15 protein-coding genes are annotated in these 19520 nt (G+C 72.6%); 6 read left to right on the top strand and 9 right to left on the bottom strand.

Annotated elements, in window-relative coordinates; translation table 11 throughout:
- Positions 1–81 precede the first annotated feature (81 nt).
- From ACF1FZ_RS26160 to ACF1FZ_RS26135, 6 genes are all read left to right on the top strand, one after another.
- Positions 82–378, top strand: coding sequence for a DUF503 domain-containing protein (locus tag ACF1FZ_RS26160; protein WP_391775846.1), 297 nt, complete (start codon positions 82–84; stop codon positions 376–378).
- Positions 379–401: 23 nt separating this feature from the next.
- On the top strand, positions 402–863 hold the full coding sequence (rbfA, locus tag ACF1FZ_RS26155; RefSeq protein WP_391775845.1) for a 30S ribosome-binding factor RbfA: 462 nt from the start codon (positions 402–404) through the stop codon (positions 861–863).
- Positions 860–1759, top strand: coding sequence for a tRNA pseudouridine(55) synthase TruB (gene truB / locus ACF1FZ_RS26150; protein ID WP_391775844.1), 900 nt, complete (start codon positions 860–862; stop codon positions 1757–1759). Before rbfA ends, truB begins: the two co-directional genes overlap by 4 nt.
- Before the next feature lie 211 nt (positions 1760–1970).
- Positions 1971–5531: a trypsin-like peptidase domain-containing protein gene (locus tag ACF1FZ_RS26145; protein WP_391775843.1), complete on the top strand. Its 3561-nt coding sequence runs from the start codon at positions 1971–1973 to the stop codon at positions 5529–5531.
- Between the two features lie 41 nt (positions 5532–5572).
- Entirely contained in the window at positions 5573–6526 is a 954-nt protein-coding gene (locus ACF1FZ_RS26140; protein WP_391775842.1) for a bifunctional riboflavin kinase/FAD synthetase, read from the top strand.
- Between the two features lie 73 nt (positions 6527–6599).
- The gene (locus tag ACF1FZ_RS26135) at positions 6600–7724 is read left to right on the top strand and encodes an XdhC family protein (RefSeq protein WP_391775841.1); all 1125 of its coding nucleotides are present in this window, start codon (positions 6600–6602) and stop codon (positions 7722–7724) included.
- An 8-nt stretch (positions 7725–7732) separates the two neighbouring features.
- Here ACF1FZ_RS26135 and ACF1FZ_RS26130 read toward each other — a convergent pair whose 3' ends face one another.
- The 9 genes from ACF1FZ_RS26130 to eccE form a co-directional block, all read right to left on the bottom strand.
- Positions 7733–8728 (bottom strand): oligopeptide/dipeptide ABC transporter ATP-binding protein, encoded by a 996-nt coding sequence (locus ACF1FZ_RS26130; protein ID WP_391775840.1) that lies wholly within the window; start codon positions 8726–8728, stop codon positions 7733–7735.
- Entirely contained in the window at positions 8725–9786 is a 1062-nt protein-coding gene (locus ACF1FZ_RS26125; RefSeq protein WP_391775839.1) for an ABC transporter ATP-binding protein, read from the bottom strand. The genes ACF1FZ_RS26130 and ACF1FZ_RS26125 overlap by 4 nt, the downstream gene beginning before the upstream one ends.
- Positions 9783–10703, bottom strand: a complete 921-nt coding sequence (locus ACF1FZ_RS26120) for an ABC transporter permease (RefSeq protein ID WP_391775838.1) — start codon at positions 10701–10703, stop codon at positions 9783–9785. Before ACF1FZ_RS26120 ends, ACF1FZ_RS26125 begins: the two co-directional genes overlap by 4 nt.
- On the bottom strand, positions 10700–11791 hold the full coding sequence (locus tag ACF1FZ_RS26115) for an ABC transporter permease (protein ID WP_391775837.1): 1092 nt from the start codon (positions 11789–11791) through the stop codon (positions 10700–10702). Before ACF1FZ_RS26115 ends, ACF1FZ_RS26120 begins: the two co-directional genes overlap by 4 nt.
- A gap of 3 nt (positions 11792–11794) precedes the next feature.
- Complete coding sequence (locus tag ACF1FZ_RS26110; protein ID WP_391775836.1) at positions 11795–13669, bottom strand: ABC transporter substrate-binding protein; 1875 nt, start codon at positions 13667–13669, stop codon at positions 11795–11797.
- Between the two features lie 197 nt (positions 13670–13866).
- Positions 13867–16785, bottom strand: a complete 2919-nt coding sequence (locus tag ACF1FZ_RS26105) for an SCO5717 family growth-regulating ATPase (protein ID WP_391775835.1) — start codon at positions 16783–16785, stop codon at positions 13867–13869.
- A gap of 332 nt (positions 16786–17117) precedes the next feature.
- Positions 17118–17351 (bottom strand): DUF397 domain-containing protein, encoded by a 234-nt coding sequence (locus ACF1FZ_RS26100; protein ID WP_099177828.1) that lies wholly within the window; start codon positions 17349–17351, stop codon positions 17118–17120.
- An 83-nt stretch (positions 17352–17434) separates the two neighbouring features.
- Positions 17435–18145: a hypothetical protein gene (locus tag ACF1FZ_RS26095; RefSeq protein ID WP_391775834.1), complete on the bottom strand. Its 711-nt coding sequence runs from the start codon at positions 18143–18145 to the stop codon at positions 17435–17437.
- Positions 18142–19482, bottom strand: a complete 1341-nt coding sequence (gene eccE / locus ACF1FZ_RS26090; protein WP_391775833.1) for a type VII secretion protein EccE — start codon at positions 19480–19482, stop codon at positions 18142–18144. The genes ACF1FZ_RS26095 and eccE overlap by 4 nt, the downstream gene beginning before the upstream one ends.
- Between the last annotated feature and the right edge of the window lie 38 nt (positions 19483–19520).

The following is a 19520-nucleotide window of genomic DNA, read 5'->3' as shown; positions in this document are numbered from 1 at the left end:
GGCCGTTCCGTGTACGGTTCTGGTGTCCCTGCCAAGTGATGGCGGGGCATGACCCCGAACCGGCGGGACATCCGGACACACATGTATGTGGGGACTCTGTCCTTCGATCTGCTCCTGGGCGACGTACGGTCGCTGAAGGAGAAGCGCTCCATCGTCCGCCCGATCGTCGCCGAGCTCCACCGCAAGTTCGCGGTGAGTGTCGCGGAGACGGGAGGCCAGGACCTCTACCGCAGGGCCGAGATCGGTCTTGCCATGGTCTCCGGGGACACCGGACACCTCACAGACGTACTCGACCGGTGCGAGCGCATGATCGCGGACCGGCCGGAAGTGGAGCTGCTGTCCGTACGACGGCGGCTGCACAGCGACGCAGACGAATGAGCAAGGCTTAAGGAGACGGACCAGTGGCCGACAACGCGCGGGCGAAGAAGCTGGCGGACCTCATCCAGGTGGTGGTCGCCGAGAAACTGCAGCGCGGTATCAAGGACCCGCGCCTGGGCACGCACGTGACCATCACGGACACCCGTGTCACCGGCGACCTGCGGGAGGCCACGGTCTTCTACACGGTTTACGGCGACGACGAGGAGCGGGCCAGCGCGGCCGCCGGGCTGGAGAGCGCCAAGGGCATCCTGCGCTCCGCGGTCGGTGCCGCGGCGGGGACGAAGTTCACCCCGACCCTGGCCTTCGTGGCCGACGCCCTGCCGGACAACGCCAAGGCGATCGAGGACCTGCTCGACCGGGCACGCGCCTCGGACGCCAAGGTCCGGGAGGCTTCCTCCGGTGCCACGTACGCCGGCGAGGCGGACCCGTACCGCAAGCCGGAGGACGAGTCCGACGAGAACGGCGAGGGCTCACCTTCCGCATGACACAGCAGAACAGGACGCCGGACGGCCTCGTCATCGTCGACAAGCCGTCCGGCTTCACCTCGCACGACGTCGTGGCCAAGATGCGCGGCATCGCCCGCACCCGGCGTGTCGGCCACGCCGGCACGCTGGATCCCATGGCGACCGGCGTCCTCGTACTCGGCGTCGAGAGGGCGACCAAGCTGCTCGGCCATCTCGCGCTGACCGAGAAGGAGTACCTGGGGACGATCCGGCTCGGCCAGAACACCGTCACCGACGACGCGGAGGGTGAGATCACCTCGTCCGCCGACGCCTCGGGAGTGACGCGTGAGGGCATCGACGCCGGGGTCGCCGCCCTGACCGGCGCGATCATGCAGGTGCCCTCCAAGGTCAGCGCCATCAAGATCGACGGCAAGAGGTCCTACGCCCGGGTGCGTGGCGGTGAGGAGTTCGAGATCCCGGCCAGGCCGGTGACCATCTCGTCCTTCCAGGTCTACGACGTCCGCGAGGCGGTCGCCGCGGACGGCGCCCCGGTCGTCGACCTGGTCATCTCCGTCGTGTGCTCCTCGGGGACGTACATCCGCGCCCTGGCCCGCGACCTCGGCGCCGGGCTCGGCGTCGGCGGACACCTGACCGCGCTGCGGCGCACCCGTGTCGGGCCGTACGGCCTCGACGCGGCGCGCACACTCGACCAGCACCAGCAGGAACTGACCGTGATGCCGGTGGCCGAAGCGGCCGCCTCGGCCTTCCCGCGCTGGGACGTGGACGAGAAGCGCGCCAAGCTCCTGCTCAACGGCGTACGGCTGGAGATGCCGTCCTACCCGCCGGGTCCGGTCGGGGTCTTCGGCCCCGACGGGGCGTTCCTGGTGCTCGTCGAGGAGCAGAAGGGCAAGGCCAAGAGCCTCGCCGTCTTCGCCTGACGAGGGCCTCCCGGTGGGTCCGGCCCATCGTGGAGCGGGCAGCCCCCGGTGTGTGCCCGCTCCACGATCCCCCTCCCACGAGCAACCCTGTCCGCACGGACCCGCCGTCTCACCCCGACGGGCGGGCGCTCGGAGTGACCGGGGGGTGTGAGGGGGGCGCTTTCCCCCGTGCGGCACCGGTGTCGATCACCGGGGACCTACTGTTCGGAGCATGGGCAGCGGGGACCGGTCGAAGCTTGTGAGAATCTGCGATCAGGCCGGCCGGCCGCGGGGGACCGGGTTCGTCGCGGACGACCGGGGCACGGTCGTCACCAGCCATCAGGCCGTCGCCCGCTGTGCGTACCTCACACTGCACGCCGCCGACGGCCGCAGCTGCCCCGTAGGCCCCGAGGACATCACCGCGCTGCCCGCCCTGGGCCTCGCCCTGCTGCGCACCGGCGGCCCCGGGGCCCTGGGGGTGGATCCGCTTCCCGTCGCCGTGCGCGAGCAGCTCGGCACGGGCACCTATGTGCGGATCGCCGCCCACGGCTGGCGCGAGGCACGGGTGCTGGGGACGACTCCGGCGACGTACTCCGAGGGCGGACGCGACCATCCGGTCGGCGACGCGCTGGAGCTCGCCCTCGGCACGGACGGGCGCGACGCGCTGCGCTCCGGCGGGGCCGCCGTCGGCGGGCCCGTGACGGACCCGCGCACGGGGGCGGTCCTGGGGGTGCTCTCGACCGCGCTGAGCGCCGGGCGCGAGACCGCCGGGCTCGCCGTTCCGCTCGTCCTCCAGGGCGCCCCGGGCCCGCTGGCCGAGGTGCTCCGGCGCAACGCGAGCGGCGTCCCGGGGTACGGCTGCGACCTCAACCTCGCGGGGGCGCTGCAGCTGACCGCCACCTCGCTCGGCCACGCCGACGGCCGCCCCTGTGGCGCGGCGGCCGTCGAACGCCCCGGCGTCAGCGCCGAGTTCACCGCCTTCGAGACCGGCACCAGGCCCGTGCTCGGCCTGGTCGGCGCCCCGGGGACCGGCCGGACCACGGAGCTGGCCGCTCTGGCGGCCCGCCGGGCCCGCGGGGCCGTGCCCGCCCTGACCCTGTGGCTGCGCGGAGCCGACCTGCTGGCCGATGACACCTCGGTCACCGACGCGATGGCCCGGACACTGCGGCGCTCCGGGAGGATCGTCACCGCGGCCGGTGCCCGTGGCGACATGGAAACCGCGACCCCCGAACGGGTGGCCCGCCTCGCCGCGGCGTCCGGGCGCCCGCTCCTGGTCGTCGTGGACGGCCCGGAGGAGATGCCGCCCCTGCTGGCCCACCGGCTCGCCGCGTGGACCGGTGCGACGGCCGGGTGGCTCCTGGCCCACGGGGTGCGGATGGCCGTCGCCTGCCGCCCCGAGCACTGGGAGACCGCCGGGGCGCTGTACCCCACGGGCGCTCTGCACCGGCCGGAGCGGCAGGAGGGGCCTGCCCGGGGGCTGCCCCCCGCTGTCCGCCTCGGCGACCTCACGGCGGAACAGGCCGAGCGGGCGGGGGAGCGGTACGGCATCCCGCCCGCCACGGTCGCGCCGGACCACGACCGGCACCCCCTCACCCTGCGCCTCCTCGCCGAGGTCCGGGAGGCGCTGCCCCCCGATGTGCCCGGCAGACCCGGCACGGAAGAGGTCTTCGCCGCCCACCTCGATCTCACCTGCCTCCGGATCGCCGTACGGATCGGGGCCCGGGCCGAACCCCCGCTCCGGGGCACTGCGGTCCGCAGACTGGCGGCGAAGGTGGCCGGCCAGGTCCACGAGGCCGCCAGGCGCTGCCTCGGGCCGGGCCAGGGCGAGCTGGACCGGGCGGCGTTCGAGGAGATCTTCCCCTGGCGCACGGGGTGGGCCCCGGCGGTCCTCACCGAGGGGCTGCTGGTCCCGGCGGGCGCGGGGTACCGCTTCGCCCACGAGGAGCTGGGGGACTGGGTGCAGGGTGCGCACCTGGACCTGGACGCGGCACTGCACGCGCTGGTCCACCGCTGGCACGCGAAGGGGGCGCCCCCGCCCGCTCCGGAGGGCCCGGCGGCCTCCCGCAACCTCCCTGTGCCGCGCCATCGCATCGGTCCGGTGCTCCAGGCGGTGCTCCTGCTGGGGAAGCGGCAGGGGCACGCGGCGCAGGCACACCGGATGGCGGACCTGATCGAGGCGATGGACCGCCTGCCCGGCGGGCCCGGCGCGCCGGAGCGGCTCGTCGAAGCGTCCTGGTGGGCGGCGCACCTGCTCCGGGAGAGCCTGCTCAGGGTGCCGGACGCCCGCCCCTGTCTCGGGGTGCTGCGGGTACTCGCCGGACGGATCACCCGGCGTTCCCTGTCCGGCGGCGGCCCGGCCGCACTCGGCCCCTACGCCGAATTCGGACCGTGGTTCTGGTGCCGGATCAGGCTGCCCGAGGAGGACCGGATCGACCTGCTGCGCCGGCTCCTGCCCGCGGACGGCTCTCCCCGCACGGGCGGAGGCGAACGATTCCTGGACGCCGTGTCCCGGCGCCTGGCCGCCCGGCCCACGACCGTCCAGGCACTGCTGTGCCGCTGGTTCACCGACGAGAGCCCCCTGCCCGCCGAGGAGGGCGTGCCGGTGCGGCTCACCGTGGCCGCCGCCGCGCAGGCCCTCCTGTACGCCCGCCGGAACCTCGCCCTCGACGACCTGGCCGAGGCGCTGGCCGACACCGCCCACCCCCGCGCCGGTGAACTGCTGGCCGCCCTGGCCGAGGACGAGCCGGCCGCCTTCTGCCGGGCCGTGGAACGGTGGGCGGGCGACGAGGACCGGCCGGAGCGGCGGGCCGCCGCGGCCGTCCACGCCGCACTCGCCGCCGCCCGCCCCCTCCCCGGCTCCGGCCGCGCCCTGCTGCGAAGCGCGGCGCTCACCCTGCTGGCCCGGCCGGACGACAGGACTCTGCACGCCCTGGCGCTCACCGTGCTCGTACGGGATCCGGAGACGGAGGACCGCTACCTGCCGCAGGCCCTGCGCGTCTTCGCCGCCGGAGACCCGCGGCTCCCGCTGGCCCTGCTCACGGAGGTGTTCCCCGAGCACCCCGGGCCGGTACTCGCCGCGCTGCGCTCCCGGCTGGCCCTGCCCGGTGACGCCGCCGACGGCGTCCTGCGGGAACTGGCCTCCCTGGACGCCCCCGCCCTGGCGCTGCACGCCCCGGGTCTCGTACGCCATTACGTCGAGAGCCGTAACCGCTCCGGCGAGGACGCCGGGGCGCAGACCGCCGCCTACGTGGACCTCAGGCTGGAGCACGGCCCGGCCGCCCGGGCACTGCTGCTGCCCCTGATGGCCGGGCTGCTGAAGGCCCGCCCCGCACCACCACCCGTACGCGCCGCGCTGGCACAGGTGCTCGCCGCGCCGGGGAGCACCGCTTCGAGGGCGCTGCGGACCGAGCTGCTGGAGATCCTGCTGGATTTCGAACAGGACACGGGAAAGGACCCGGAGGTTCTCGGCGCCCTGCTGCGGGCGGCCGCAGCGGGTTCCGGCCTCCGCCCCGAAACCCGCACCCGGGCTCTGGTGCACCGCACCGGGACACTGCTCGTACGGACACCCGGGGGTGCGGCGCGCTTCGACCACGGGCTGGCCGAACTCGCCCGGGAGGTTCCCGGATTCGGGGCCCTGGTCACCCGGTGGCTGGCGGACGCCCCGCAGGAGTGGGCCGCGGTGGTGGGCCCCGGCCTCCGCCGGGCGATGGAGGCACCGGACGGGGCGCGGCCCGGCATCCCGATGCCGATGCAGTCCGTGGGGTGTGAGCATGGCAGTCTTAGACCTGCGTAATGGACACACACGTACACAGGTTCGGGCGAGGAGCGGTCACAGTGCACTGCTGGCGTGGCTTGGAGGACATCCCTGAGGGCTGGGGACGCAGCGTCGTCACCATCGGCTCCTACGACGGGGTGCACCGCGGGCACCAGCTGATCATCGGCCGTGCCGTGGAGCGGGCGCGTGAGCTCGGCGTGCCCTCCGTCGTCGTCACCTTCGACCCGCACCCCAGCGAGGTCGTCCGCCCCGGCTCGCACCCCCCGCTGCTCGCACCGCACCACCGGCGTGCCGAGCTCATGGCCGGACTGGGGGTGGACGCGGTGCTGATCCTGCCGTTCACCGCCGGCTTCTCGCAGCTCTCGCCCACCGACTTCATCGTGAAGGTGCTCGTCGACAAGCTGCACGCGAAGCTGGTCATCGAAGGGCCCAACTTCCGCTTCGGGCACCGGGCCGCGGGCGACGTCACGTTCCTCGCCGAGCTCGGCCCGACGTACGGCTACGGCGTCGAGGTCATCGACCTCTACGTGAGCGGTGACGCGGGGGGCGGCGAGCCGTTCTCCTCCACGCTCACCCGCCGTCTGATCGCCGAGGGCGACGTCGCGGGGGCCGCGGAGATCCTCGGCCGCCCGCACCGTGTCGAGGGCGTCGTGGTGCGTGGCGCCCAGCGAGGACGCGAGCTGGGCTTCCCCACGGCGAACGTGGAAACGCTGCCGCACACCGCGATCCCCGCCGACGGCGTGTACGCGGGCTGGCTCACGGTGGACGGCGAGGCGATGCCCGCCGCGATCTCCGTGGGCACGAACCCGCAGTTCGACGGCACCGAGCGGACCGTCGAGGCGTACGCGATCGACCGTGTCGGCCTCGACCTGTACGGACTGCATGTGGCGGTGGACTTCCTCGCCTACGTACGCGGCATGCTGAAGTTCGAGTCGGTCGACGACCTGCTCGTGGCGATGGCCGCCGATGTGAAGCGGTCCAGCGAGCTGATCGCGGCGTACGAACGGACCTGACGCCCTCCTGTGGTGCGCACGACGGCGCCGGGGCATGGTCGGATGCAGAGGGCCGAGCCGGGAGGATGCGCACGTGCGTGAACTGCTGTCCGAACTCCGTGACTGGCATGCGGCCGGTACGCCGTTCGCCCTGGCCACCGTCGTCGCCGTGCGGGGCAGCGCGCCCCGGGGCCCCGGATCCGCGATGGCGGTGACCGCCGCCGGTGCGGTGGCGGGCAGCGTCTCCGGGGGGTGCGTGGAGAGCGACGTGTACGAGACCGCCACCGAGGCACTCGGCACGGGCCGGACGCAGCTGCGCACGTACGGCATCAGCGACGACGAGGCCTTCGGCGTCGGACTGACCTGCGGCGGCACGATCGAGGTCCTGGTGCAACCGTGCGTCACGGCGGAAGACCGGGCCCTGCTGCGGGAGCTGGCCGACACCGTCACCTCCGGGGAACCCGTGGCGCTCGCCACCGTGGTGTCCCCAGCCGCGTCGGCTGGCCGACACCGGATGGTCCTGGCCGGCCGTGTCAGCGGATCGCTCGGCGACGAAGGGCTCGACGCCGCCGTCACCGACGACGCACGCGGACTGCTCGCCCAGGGCGCCACCGCCGGCATCCGGTACGGCCCGCACGGCGAGCGCCGGATGGAGGAGGTCACCGTGTTCGTCCAGACCTTCGCCCCCGCCCCCCGCATGCTCGTCTTCGGAGCCATCGACCACGCGGCGGCCACCGCGAGGATCGGGGCCTTCCTCGGCTATCGGGTGACGGTGTGCGACGCCCGTCCCGCCTTCGCCACCCGGGAGCGCTTCCCGACAGCGGACGAGGTCGTCTGCGCCTGGCCGCACACCTATCTGGAAACGACCCCGGTGGACGCGCGCACGGTCGTCTGCGTCCTGACCCACGACCCGAGATTCGACGTGCCCCTGCTCGCCGCCGCGCTGCGCACACCCGCCGCGTACATCGGCGTGATGGGCAGCCGGCGCACCCACGCCGACCGGACCGCCCGGCTGCGGGAGGCCGGGGTGGACGAGGCGGCACTGGACCGCCTCGCCTCACCCGTCGGCCTCGACCTGGGAGCCCGCACACCGGAGGAGACGGCCGTCTCCATCGCCGCCGAGATCATCCAGCACCGCTGGGGCGGCACGGGCCGCCCTCTGGGCGAGCTGACGGGCACGATCCACCATGCCCCGGAACCCTGGTCCCGACCGGCCTGATCGCCGCTCTAGGAGAGGCCCGCCCCCGCCGCCCAGTGACAGGCGACCTGGGCCCGGCCGTCCCCGTCCAGGACAGGCAGGTCCTTCGTGCGGCACGCGTCCGCGACCCCCGCACGCTCCGCCTCGCCCGAGGCGAGTACCTGGCAGCGCGCGTGGAAGCGGCACCCTGACGGGACCTTCGAGGGGTCCGGCGGTTCGCCCGTCAGGATCACCGGCTCGCCGTCCGCCTCCGGAAGCACGGACAGCAGCGCCTGGGTGTACGGGTGACGTGGAGCCGTGAGGATCTGTTCCACGTCACCCGTCTCCACGATCCGTCCGAGATACATCACCGCCACCCGGTCGGCGATGTTCCACGCCAGCCCCAGATCATGGGTCACCACCAGCGCCGACAGGCCCAGTTCGTCACGCAGCCGCAGCAGCAGTGCCAGGATCTCGCCGCGCACGGACGCGTCCAGCGAGGCCACCGGTTCGTCCGCGACGATGAGCTCCGGTTCCAGGACCAGCGCGCCCGCGATGACGACACGCTGGCGCTGGCCGCCGGACAGCTCGTGCGGATACCGCAGGAAGAACCGATCCGGAGGCCGCAGTCCCGCCCGCGCCAGCGCCCCGGACACGGCCGCCCGCTCGTCGCCCGCGTAACCGTGGATGCGCAGGCCCTCCGCCACAGCGTCGTACACCGTGTGGCGGGGGTTGAGGGAACCGCTGGGGTCCTGGAGCACCAGCTGCACCCGTTTGCGGTACGCCTTGAGCGCCCGGCCGGCGTAGTCGAGGGGCTCGCCCCCGAAGGTGACCCGGCCGGACGTGGGCGGCACCAGACCCAGCAGGGACCGGGCCAGCGTCGTCTTCCCGCAGCCCGACTCGCCGACCAGGGCGACGATCTCACCGGGACGGATGTCGAGGTCGACCCCGTCGACCGCCCGCGCGGTCGCCGCCCCGCGCCGCCCGGGGAAGGCGACCTTCAGCGCCTGGGCGCTGAGCAGGGGGGCCGGGGGAGTGGTCGTCATGAGGTGCTCCTTGCTTCCCCGGCACCGTCGTGCGGGCCGGGCGTCACGGGGGCTTGCGGCCCCACCAGCACACAGGCCGCCCGCCGGGACGGGCCGGCCGGACGCAGTTCCTGGTCCTCGGTGGCGCAGGAGTCCAGTGCCGCCGGGCAGCGCGGATGGAACGTACAGCCGGAGGGCAGTGCCGACGGATCCGGCGGATCACCCGGCAGGCCGCGCGGCGCGCGCCGCGACGCGAGGTCGCCGATGCGCGGGAAGGCGGCCGACAGGGCGCTGCCGTAGGGGTGCCTGGCCTTCTCGTACACCTGCTTGGCGGGGCCCTCCTCGACGACCCGGCCGGCATACATCACCGACAGCCGGTCGCAGGTGTCCGAGAGCACCGCCAGATCGTGGCTGATCATGATCAGGCCGAGGTCCTGATCGCTGACGAGCTGTTCGATCAGCCGTAGGATCTGCGCCTGGATCATCACGTCGAGGGCAGTGGTGGGCTCGTCGGCGATGATCAGCCGAGGATCGCAGGCCAGCGCCATGGCGATCATCACGCGCTGGCGCTGACCGCCGGACAGCTCGTGCGGATAGGCGTCCGCGCGCGCGGCCGGAAGTCCCACCTGTTCCAGCAGCTCACCGGCGCGCCGACGGGCGGCCGCCGGGGTTCCCCTGCCGTGCAGCAGGATCGGTTCGGCGATCTGGTCCCCGATGCGGTGCACGGCGTTCAGCGAGTGCATCGCGCCCTGGAAGACGATCGACGCACCGGCCCAGCGCACGGCGCGCAGCCGTCCCCACTTCATGGTGAGGACGTCCTCACCGTCCAGCAGGATCTCGCCGCTCAGGGTCGCGGTGGCGGGCAGCAGTCTCAGCAGGGCGAGCGCGAGTGTCGACTTCCCGCAGCCGGACTCCCCGGCGATGCCCAGCTTCCGGCCCGCCTCGACCCGCAGATCGACCCCCCGTACGGCGGGGACGGCCGAGGCCCCGGAGCCGTAGGTGACATGCAGGTTCCGGACGTCGAGCAACGGCTGCCCGGTCCCCGGCTCCGTAACGCTCTCGGTTTTCACGGCGGTCAACGGGACACCCCCAGCTTGGGGTTGAGCACGGTCTCGATGGTGCGGCCGCACAGCGTGAACGCGAGGGCGACGACCGCGATGGCGAGTCCGGGCGGAGCGAGGTACCACCAGTTGCCGGAGCTGACGGCTCCGGCCTCACGGGCGTCCTGGAGCAGCCCGCCCCAGGAGACGATCGTGGGATCGCCGAGCCCGAGGAAGGCGAGGGTCGCCTCGGTGAGGATGGCGGTGGAGATGACCAGTGTGGTCTGCGCGAGCACCAGCGGCATCACGTTGGGCAGCACATGGCGGGACATGATGTGGCGGTGCCCGCCGCCGAGCGCCTTGGAGCGCTCGATGTACGGGCGTGACTCCACCGACAGCGTCTGCGCGCGCACGAGCCGAGCGGTGGTCGGCCAGGTCGTCACCCCGATGGCGAGGACCGTCGTCCAGAGGGACCGCGAGAGCACCGTGGCCAGTGCGATGGCGAGCACCAGCGTCGGCATCACCAGGAACCAGTCCGTGATCCGCATGACCACATTGCCGTACCAGCCCTTGAAGTGACCGGCCGTGATGCCCACCAGGGTCCCGATGGCCACCGAGAGGAAGGCGGCGAGCAGGCCGACGGTCAGCGAGACCCGTGTCCCCCACACCAGCAGGGCGAGCAGGCTGCGGCCGAACTGGTCGGTGCCGAGCGGGAACCCGGCGCTCGGCGACTCCAGCGGGCCGCCCGGCGCGGCGGTGACACTCAGCGAACCCGCGCCCACCAGCAGCGGGGCGGCCAGCGCGGTCAGGGCGATCAGCGCGAGCACGGCGAGTCCGGCCAGGCCGGCCCGGTGGCCGCGGTACTGCCGCCAGAAACGGGCCGCCGCATGACGCCGGCGGGCCCAGGTCAGCGCACGCGGGCCGAGGGCCGGCGCGGCGTCGGTCGTGGTCGTCATCGGCCCACCCGGGGATCGAGGAGCGGATAGATCACATCGGCGAGCGTGTTCATCAGGATCACCGCGGCGGCGAAGATGAAGAACAACGCCTGCACCAGTGGCAGATCGGGCACGCTCAGCGCCTGGTAGAACAGCCCGCCCAGGCCGGGCCAGGAGAACACCGTCTCCACGAGGATGGCGCCGGCCACCGTGTTGCCCAGATTGACGAAGAGCAGCGTCACGGTCGGCAGCATCGCGTTCGGGACGGCGTGCCGGCGGCGTACGAGGTCGTCGCGCAGGCCCTTCGCGCGGGCCGTCGTCAGATAGTCGCTGCCCATCTCGTCGAGCAGCGAGGAGCGCATCACCAGCAGGGTGCGCGCGTACTCGACGGCGACGAGGGTGACGACCGGCAGCACGAGGTGATGGGCCACGTCGAGGACGTGGGCGACCCCGCTCCCGCTGCCGGACTCCATACCTCCGGTCGGGAACATGCCGGGGAGGGGCCCGATACCGACCGACAGGGTGATGATCAGGAGCAGACCCAGCCAGAACGAGGGCACCGAGTACAGCGTCAGCGCGAAGGCCGTGTGGAAGCGGTCACCGGCCGATCCGTTGCGCCAGGCGGACCTGGCGCCCAGCCAGATGCCGATCGCCGTGTAGATCACGAACGCGGTGCCGGTGAGCAGTAGCGTCGCGGGAAGGGCCTCGGTGATCTTGTCCATCACGGGAGCACGGAACTGGTACGACGTGCCGAAGTCCCCGGTCAGGGCCTTGCCGCAGTATTCGGTGAACTGCTGCCAGAGCGGCAGGTCCAGACCGAATTCCTTGCGCATCGCGGCGATCTGCTCGGTCGACACCTGCCGGCCGCCGGTCATCTGCTTGACCGGGTCGCCGGGGATCAGACGGAACAGGAAGAAGCTGGTGACGAGCACGGCGAACAGCGAGACGGCCGCACCGGCCAGCTTGCCCGCCGCGTAACGGAGGTACGCGGTCGTGCTGCGGGCGCGTGGACCGCGGACCGACGGCCCGGCCGGAGCCGGGTCGTCGGTCCGTACGCCGTCCACGCCCGCCGCGCCCTTCAGGAGCGCGGGAGTGCTTTCTGTGCTCATGGACTATTCACGGTCTTCCGCGGTGGAACGACGACGCATGGCGAACAGCAGCCCGCCACCGGCGAGGACGACTACGGCGGCACCGACACCGACGAGGACTCCGGTGGAGCTGCCGCTGTCACCGGACGGGCCGCCCGACGCACCGGCGGCCGGGACCGCCGACCACCAGCTCCAGTAACCGTCCTGACCGTAGATGTTCCCCGCGTCCGAGGGCATGGTCGTGATCGACTTGATGTGGTCGGTGCGGTAGGCCTCGACGGCATTCGGGTACGCCATGACATTCATGTACCCCGTGTCGTACAGCCGCGACTCCATCTGCTTCACGAGGTCGGCCCGTTTGGCGGGGTCGTATTCCGCCAACTGCTTCGCGTAGAGCTCGTCGTACTGCTTGTCGCAGATGAAGTTGTCGGTCTGCGCGGTCTCCTTCGGCTTGGCCGGCAGCGCGGCGCAGGTGTGGATCGACATGACGAAGTCGGGATCAGGGTTGACGGACCAGCCGTCGAAAGCGAGGTCGTACTCACCGGCGTACCAGGGGTCGGAGACGTTGTCGCGGCAGTCGACCTTCAGGCCGATGCCGAGGTCGCCCCACCATTCCTGGAGGTACTTGCCGATCGCCTTGTCGTTGGGGTCCGTGGCGTGGCACAGGATGCGGAAGTCGAGCGGTTTGCCGTCCTTGCCGGTCCGCTTGCCGGCGCTGTTCTTCCGGTAGCCCGCCTCGTCGAGGAGGGCGGCGGCCTTCGCCGGGTCGTGGGCGAGCTTCTGTCCGGCCGACGGCTTCCAGAAGTACGAGTCGTAACGTGGCGGGATGTAGCCTTCGCCCTCCACGGCGTACCCCTGGAAGACCTTGTCGATGATGGTGGTGCGGTCCATGGCCATGAACAGGGCCTGACGGACCTTCTGGTCCAGCAGCGCCGGATGCCCGTCGCCGAACTTCTTGCCGTCCTCGGTCCGGGCGCCGGGATTGACCGCCAGCGCGTAGAAGCGCCGGCCGGGTGCGTCGTTCACCTTGATGTTGTCGGCGGTCTTCAGCGACGCGGCCTGAGCGGGGGTCAGGCTGGGGCTGCCGGCGACGAAGGAGACTTCACCCTTTCGGAGGGCGGCGACGGCTGCGTCCTGGTCCTTGTAGTACCGGAAGACGAGCTCGTCGAACTTGGGCGCGCCCCGCCAGAAGTCCTTGTTGGCCTCCAGCTTCACATAACTGTCGACCTTGTAGTCCGTCAGGATGAACGGCCCGTTGCCGACGATCGGGAACTTCGTGTCGTTGTTGAACTTCGAGAAGTCGCCGACCTTCTCCCAGACGTGCTTGGGGACGATGGGCACGTCCAGCGCCGTCATCGTGGCCTGAGGCTTCTTCAGCTCTATGACCAGCTTGTCCGGACTGGGTGCGGTCACCTTCCTGAAGTTGGAGACGAAGCTGCCGTTGGAGGTCGCGGCTCCTTCGTCGGTCATCATCGTGTTGAAGGTCCACGCGGCGTCCTCGGCGGTGGCCTTCTCGCCGTCCGACCACTTCGAGTCGGACCGGATGGTGTACGTCCACGTCAGCTTGTCCGCAGAGGTCTCCCACTCGGTGGCGAGCCCGGGGACCGTGTGGCTGTCCTTGGCGTCGTAGTTGGTGAGGTAGTCGTACATCAGCCGGTGGATGCTCGTGGAGAGCAACCGCTGCGCGAGGAACGGGCTCAGGGAGTCGACGCTCTGCGCGACCGCGACCGTGAGGGTCGATTTCCCGTCGGCGGCCTGCGCCTCCTGAGGGGCGGCCGTGAGCGGGTTTCCGGGTACGACCGATCCGGCGGCGAGCGCCAGGGAGGCGGCTCCGGAGACGAGAAGGATACGCAGGCGGCCGCGTGGGCGGGAGGAGCGTGATGGAAATCTTGTGACCATGAACGTGGACCTCGCGTCATGACTCGCACGGTGAAGGCGGGAAGACCTCTGGTTCGCCAGCTGGTGAAGCGAAGGTCTATCAGCGGCGGTCGAGCCGCGTCAACGGTCCGCCAAACCGCGTGTGGTCTGCGGGAATGCGGTGAGGGCCCACACCGGGTGAACGGTGCGGGCCCTCATTGGTCCAGACCTCTACTGCCTCACTGCTGAGGCGCGGGCGGCGGCTGCGGAGGGTGCTGCTGCCGGGCTCCCGGCGGAACAGGACCTTGCAGTTCCGGCTGCCCGGGCTGATGTGCCTGGCCACCGTGGTGGGCGGGCGGCGGAGGCGGCCCGGCCGGACTCCCGCCGGACTGGGCCTGGGAGGGCGGCGTCTGCTGCCAGGCGTTGTTCTGCGCACCCTGAGCGGGATACGGCGGGTACGGCTGCTGCGGCGCCACGGCCTGCTGGTGCGGGGCGGCCTGCTGGGGAGGCTGCTGGCCGCCGTACGGGGGCTGGCCGCCGTACGGCGGCTGCGGCTGGGCGGGGTACGGCGACTGCCCCGGGTACTGCTGTCCGGGATACGGCTGTCCGGGCTGAGGCTGCGGCGCGTACTGCTGTGGGCCGGGCACCTGCTGGCCCGGCATCGGCGGGGCGAACTGCGGCGGGTTGCCGCCGTCCGTCGTCCACAGCCCCTGCTGCTGCTGGGCCCGCTGGAAGTCCTCCGCGACGAGCGCGGAGAGATTGAAGTACGCCTCGCGGGTCTTCGGCCGCATCATGTCGAGGTCCACCTCGGCGCCGGCCGCCAGGTGCTCGTCGAACGGCACGACCACCACGCCGCGGCAGCGGGTCTCGAAGTGCTGCACGATGTCGTCGACCTTGATCATCTTCCCGGTCTCGCGGACACCGGAGATGACGGTCAGGGAACGCTGCACCAATTCCGCGTAGCCGTGCGCCGACAGCCAGTCCAGCGTGGTGGACGCGCTGGAGGCACCGTCGACGGACGGCGTCGAGATGATGATCAGCTGGTCGGCGAGGTCCAGGACACCGCGCATCGCGCTGTACAGCAGGCCGGTGCCCGAGTCGGTGAGGATGATCGGGTACTGCTTGCCCAGGACGTCGATCGCCCGGCGGTAGTCCTCGTCGTTGAAGGTCGTGGAGACAGCCGGGTCCACGTCGTTGGCGAGGATCTCCAGACCGGAGGGCGCCTGCGAGGTGAAACGGCGGATGTCCATGTACGAGTTGAGGTACGGGATCGCCTGGACCAGATCGCGGATGGTGGCCCCGGTCTCGCGGCGCACCCGCCGGCCGAGCGTGCCGGCGTCGGGGTTGGCGTCGATGGCCAGGATCTTGTCCTGCCGTTCGGTGGCCAGGGTCGAGCCGAGTGCGGTGGTCGTCGTGGTCTTGCCGACTCCGCCCTTGAGGCTGATGACCGCGATGCGGTAGCACGACAGCACCGGCGTACGGATCAGCTCCAGCTTGCGCTGCCGCTCGATCTCCTCCTTCTTTCCGCCCAGCTTGAAGCGGGAGGCGGCGGACGGGGTCCGGCTGCTCTTGGCCTTCTGCTTGCCCCGGACCAGCCGGTCCGACGACAGCTCCACGGCGGCCGTGTAGCCGAGCGGAGCGCCCGGCACGGAGCGCTCGCGCTGGTCATGGGTGACCGGCGTCGGCCAGGCCGACCCGGTGCGGGGGTCCACAGGCGGAGCCTGGGGGGCGGGTGGCTGGGGCTGGTACGCCTCGGGCCGCTGCGGCGCGGGCGGACCAGGCGGGGCCTGGGCCGCCTGCTGGGACACCTGCGGAGGGAGCGGGGCCCCCTGCGCGGGGAACTGCGGCTGCCGGCCGGCCTGCGGGGCCGGAAACCCGTAACCGCCCTGCTGCGGTGCGGCCGGGGGCAGCGGGGGCGCGCCTCCCTGGGCCGGGGGCAGCTGCGGCGGCGTCCGGGGGAATCCGTAACCGTCCTGCTGCGGTGTCTGGGGGAACCCGTAACCCCCCTGAGGAGCATGCGCGTCGGGCTGAACCGGCTGCTGCGGCCCCTGCGGGGAGGGCTGCGCGTGCGGCGGGGACGGTTGTGCGTGCGGCGGGAACGACTGCGCGGGCGGCAGCGGGAACGACTGTGCGGGCGCGGGCGGCGGCGGAGTCTGCGGGAACCCGTGACCCCCCGGCGCTTCTGCAGCCGGGGCGGTCCCGGGCTGCTGCGCGGGCCACTGCGGCGCGGACTGCGGTACACCCGGCTGTTGCGCGGCGGGCTGGAAGGCGGGCGGCAGGGGCGGAAGGGCACCCTGCGCGGGCGGCGCCGGTGCCCAGGGAGCCGGAGCGTCCGACGGCACGGCGGCCCGGGGCGCACCTGCGGCCGCCGCCGCGTCGGGGGACGGCGCCCCGGCCGGCGGTGCGCCGGACGAGGCTGTGCCCGTCACGGAGTCCGCAGGCTCGTCCGCCTTCTCCTCGACCGGCCAGTCGTCCGTCTCCGGCTCCTCGCCGGTCGCCCTTGCGGGGCCCTGCGGGGCGTCCGCCTCCGGGACGCCGGTCTCGTCGTCCTCGTCGTCCTCGTCGGGACCCGTTTCGCCGACCGGACCGGCCGGGTTCGCGCCCTCGTCCTCGGAGGCTGTGGCCGAAGGGGAGGGAGCGGCGGAATCACCGGAACCGGACGCAGGGGCCCCGGCGTCGGCGGCTTCGCGCTCCGCGATCTCCTGCTTCAGCGCGGCGGGTGAGAACCGCATGGTGGCGCCGCTCTCCACACCGCCGTCACCGAACGGGCCGGACGCGCCGCTCACGGCTCCGGGCTCCCCGGAGCTTGCCGCGGGGGCGGCCGGAGCCGGTGCCGCGGGAGTGGGCGCGAAAGACGGCGAGGGCGGTTCGGAGGAGGCCGACGCGGCTTCGGACGACGCTGCCGGAGGCGGCGGCCAGCCGGGCTCGAAGCCGCCGGTGGACCGCGGTCCCGGTACGGACAGCGGTGCCCCCTGCGGCGGCGGCGCCAGATGTGACCCCGCTCCTCCCGACGAGTCACCCGGCGCGTTCTGCGTGTACCAGGCGGGAGGGGTGTAGTCGATGGTGAACTCACCCGTCATCTCGGCGGGATCCGCGTCGGACGACTCGTCGACGGGCGTGTTCCATCCCCCGCTGATCTCGTCCCGATCGCCGTTCACTTTGCCTCCTGGTGTGGTCGAGCACCCTTGTGCCGTGGTGGGTGGGGGCGACCGTTCCCGTTGACCGGTCCGCCCGGCTCTCCCCCTTGCGACGCGCAGTGCCTGCCCGCAGGTTCCTCTGCCGCGCCCCCACCCACCCTAATCGCCATGGGCCGCACTACGGCAGGCTGTACCGCCCTGGGAGGACTGTCCCGTGGGTCACGCCCGGCCACCGAGCGGAACGGGCACGGCAGGACACGACGGGAACGGGCGGTTCGCCGTGCGCCGGAACACAACCGGACACGAGGAAGGGGCGGCAGTCACCGACAGCCGCCCCCGCAACGTGCGGTGGTCTACTTGAGGTCGAATTCACCGTCCCGCGCGCCCAGTACGAACGCGCGCCACTCGGCCTCCGTGTAACGCAGTACGGTCTCCGGGTCCAGCGACGAGCGCATGGCGACCGCGCCCCCCGGAAGATGGGCGATCTCGACCCGTTCCTCGACGTCCTCCGTACCGGGTGCGCTCAGCCACTCAACATCCGAGATGTCGAGAGCGTAGAGCTCGTCCTTTTCCTGCTGGGTGCCCATGCGCACGTCCCTTCGGTCGAACCGTGTCGTTCCCCGCCATGATCCTGAAATGCGGCGCGGTCCGGGCGCAAACGAGACAGGATTCAGTCCATCCTGCGAGCAGTGCCCAGCAACCCGGTCTCGACATCCGTCGCGCTCGTCATCACCCAGTGGCGTTCGCGGCCCGCCACCCAGAGCGTGACACCGTCCGCCAGGGTGGGCAGAGCCTCGCTCTCGGTCCGTGCGAGCCCCAGGATCCGGCCGATCTGCTCCGCCTCCGCGGGCGACACCCGCTGAACACCCACGAGCGTCGCCGCCCGCATCAACCGAGGCGCCACCGGGCTCAGATAGGGAAGCAGCGTCAGTACCGACTGCCAGGGCGAGGACACCACCCGGCCGCGAGGCGGACGCATGCCGCAGTCGCGCACCACCACCACCGGGCTGCCGACGGTCGCTCCGGTCGGCGGGACCCGGCCCACGTCATGCAGCGAGACGCACTCGAGGCCGGCGCCCGCGGCCTGCGCCAGCGTGGTCCACGCCTGGGTGCGCCCCGTCTCGACCGCCACCCGCGCGCCGGTGGCGGCCGCGCGCAGTGCCAGCACCTGTGCCGTCCACAGACCGCCGATCAGCAGGACGTCGTACGGCGCGGGCCGGTGGAAGCCGATCATCTGCGGACGGCCTTCGGCGTCGTCGCCGATGATCACCCCGTCGTCACCCACCGGCAACGACAGTGCGCCCAGGTGATCCGCCGCCAGGGTGTGGCCCGCATGACGGGGGCCCAGCAGCCCCCGCCTCGGAGCGATGCGCTTCGTCACTGTGCGCCTCCCAGCGGGAGCGTCGCCAGGACGCCCGGCAGCTGTTCGCGGTCCAGCCGTACGAGGCCCACCTCGGCGTGCCGTGCGGCTTGCTCCAATGTCCTTCGTACGCCGACCAGTTCGGTGTCGGAACCGCCGGTGACCCGTACGTGGCCGCACACGGACACGTGGCCCTGGTGCGCACCGCGGCGCACCGTCAGGCTGACCGTCGTCGCGTACGCGGGCACCGAGGTCAGCAGCGCGACGAGCCGCGGGAGCGGCGTGGCCCCCCGGCCCAGTTCGGGCCAGCGGTCCACCGCGTAGGCGGTGTGCCAGCGGTCGTCGCAGCGCCAGACCCGCGTCGTCTCCGCCGTCCGCCGCTGCGGTGCGGCATCCGGGCGCCCGGCGCGCGCCGACAGGATGGGATTGGCGCACGCGGACGTCGCCACGGCGGAGTTCAGCTCCTCCTGGTCCAGCACCGAGGCCCGGAACCCGGCGCCGGTGATCCGGCTCGCCACATGGTCCGCGACCCGCACCAGGCAGCGCTGGGCCCCTCCGATTCCGCCACCGCGGGCCTCCACGGCCTCCCGGCACAGTTCGGGGTCCAGTTTCACCGCCACCCAGGTCATCCGAAGCGCGGGAGCCCCGGTCCGGTCCTGGAGGGGGGCGTACGAGAGCCGGGCCACCGACCGCTCCGGCAGGTGCGGCGCCGGAGCGGGCCGTACCTGCTGCACGAGCTGCGCGGACTCCAGGACGATGTCGTCCACCGCGAGCGCGTCGCCCAGGAGGGACAACGGGAGCGCCCGGGCTCCCCTCGCCTGGCGGAGCGACTCACCGCTCGCCTCGACCCGTACGACCGCGGTCAGGAACGTGCCGTCCCCGACCATGCCCACCGTGCGGCGGGCGCCGTCCACGTAGATGTACGGAGCGAATCCGGGCACGTTCTCCGCCACGGGAGCCAGCTGGGGCTCCGTATCGGCGGGGGCCGCCACGGCCGTCCGCCTGCGACGGCGGAGGGACGACACCGTCGACAGCCAGTCCTGCACGGCCCGGCCCCGGCGGCGTACCACCGCGAGGAGGATCAGCAGACAAGCGATCACGCCGGCGGGAATCAGCCACACACCACCGAGTGCGGCGCCCACCACGGCGACGGCCAGGGCCGCCTCGACGAGCACCATCCGACGCAGCGCGGGACCGACGCGTCCGGTCCTGGAGATCGAATGGAGAGTGGTGGCCGCAGGGGCGCCCGCCGACTGCTGGGGAGCCGTTCCGTCCGGCCCGTTGCTGCGTTGCCTCCGGGAAGGGCCGGGCGTTCGGTGGGTGGACCGCCTTACGCGTTCCCCCGTCGCTGCACCCATCGCCGCGTTGCCCCCTCGTGTCCGTATTCACCGTCTTT

Origin of the sequence: Streptomyces sp. NPDC014623, assembly GCF_043088245.1 — a bacterium.
Lineage (GTDB): Bacteria > Actinomycetota > Actinomycetes > Streptomycetales > Streptomycetaceae > Streptomyces.
The sequence above is the reverse complement of the archived record's forward strand: the minus strand, read 5'-3'. Positions and strand labels throughout refer to the sequence as shown.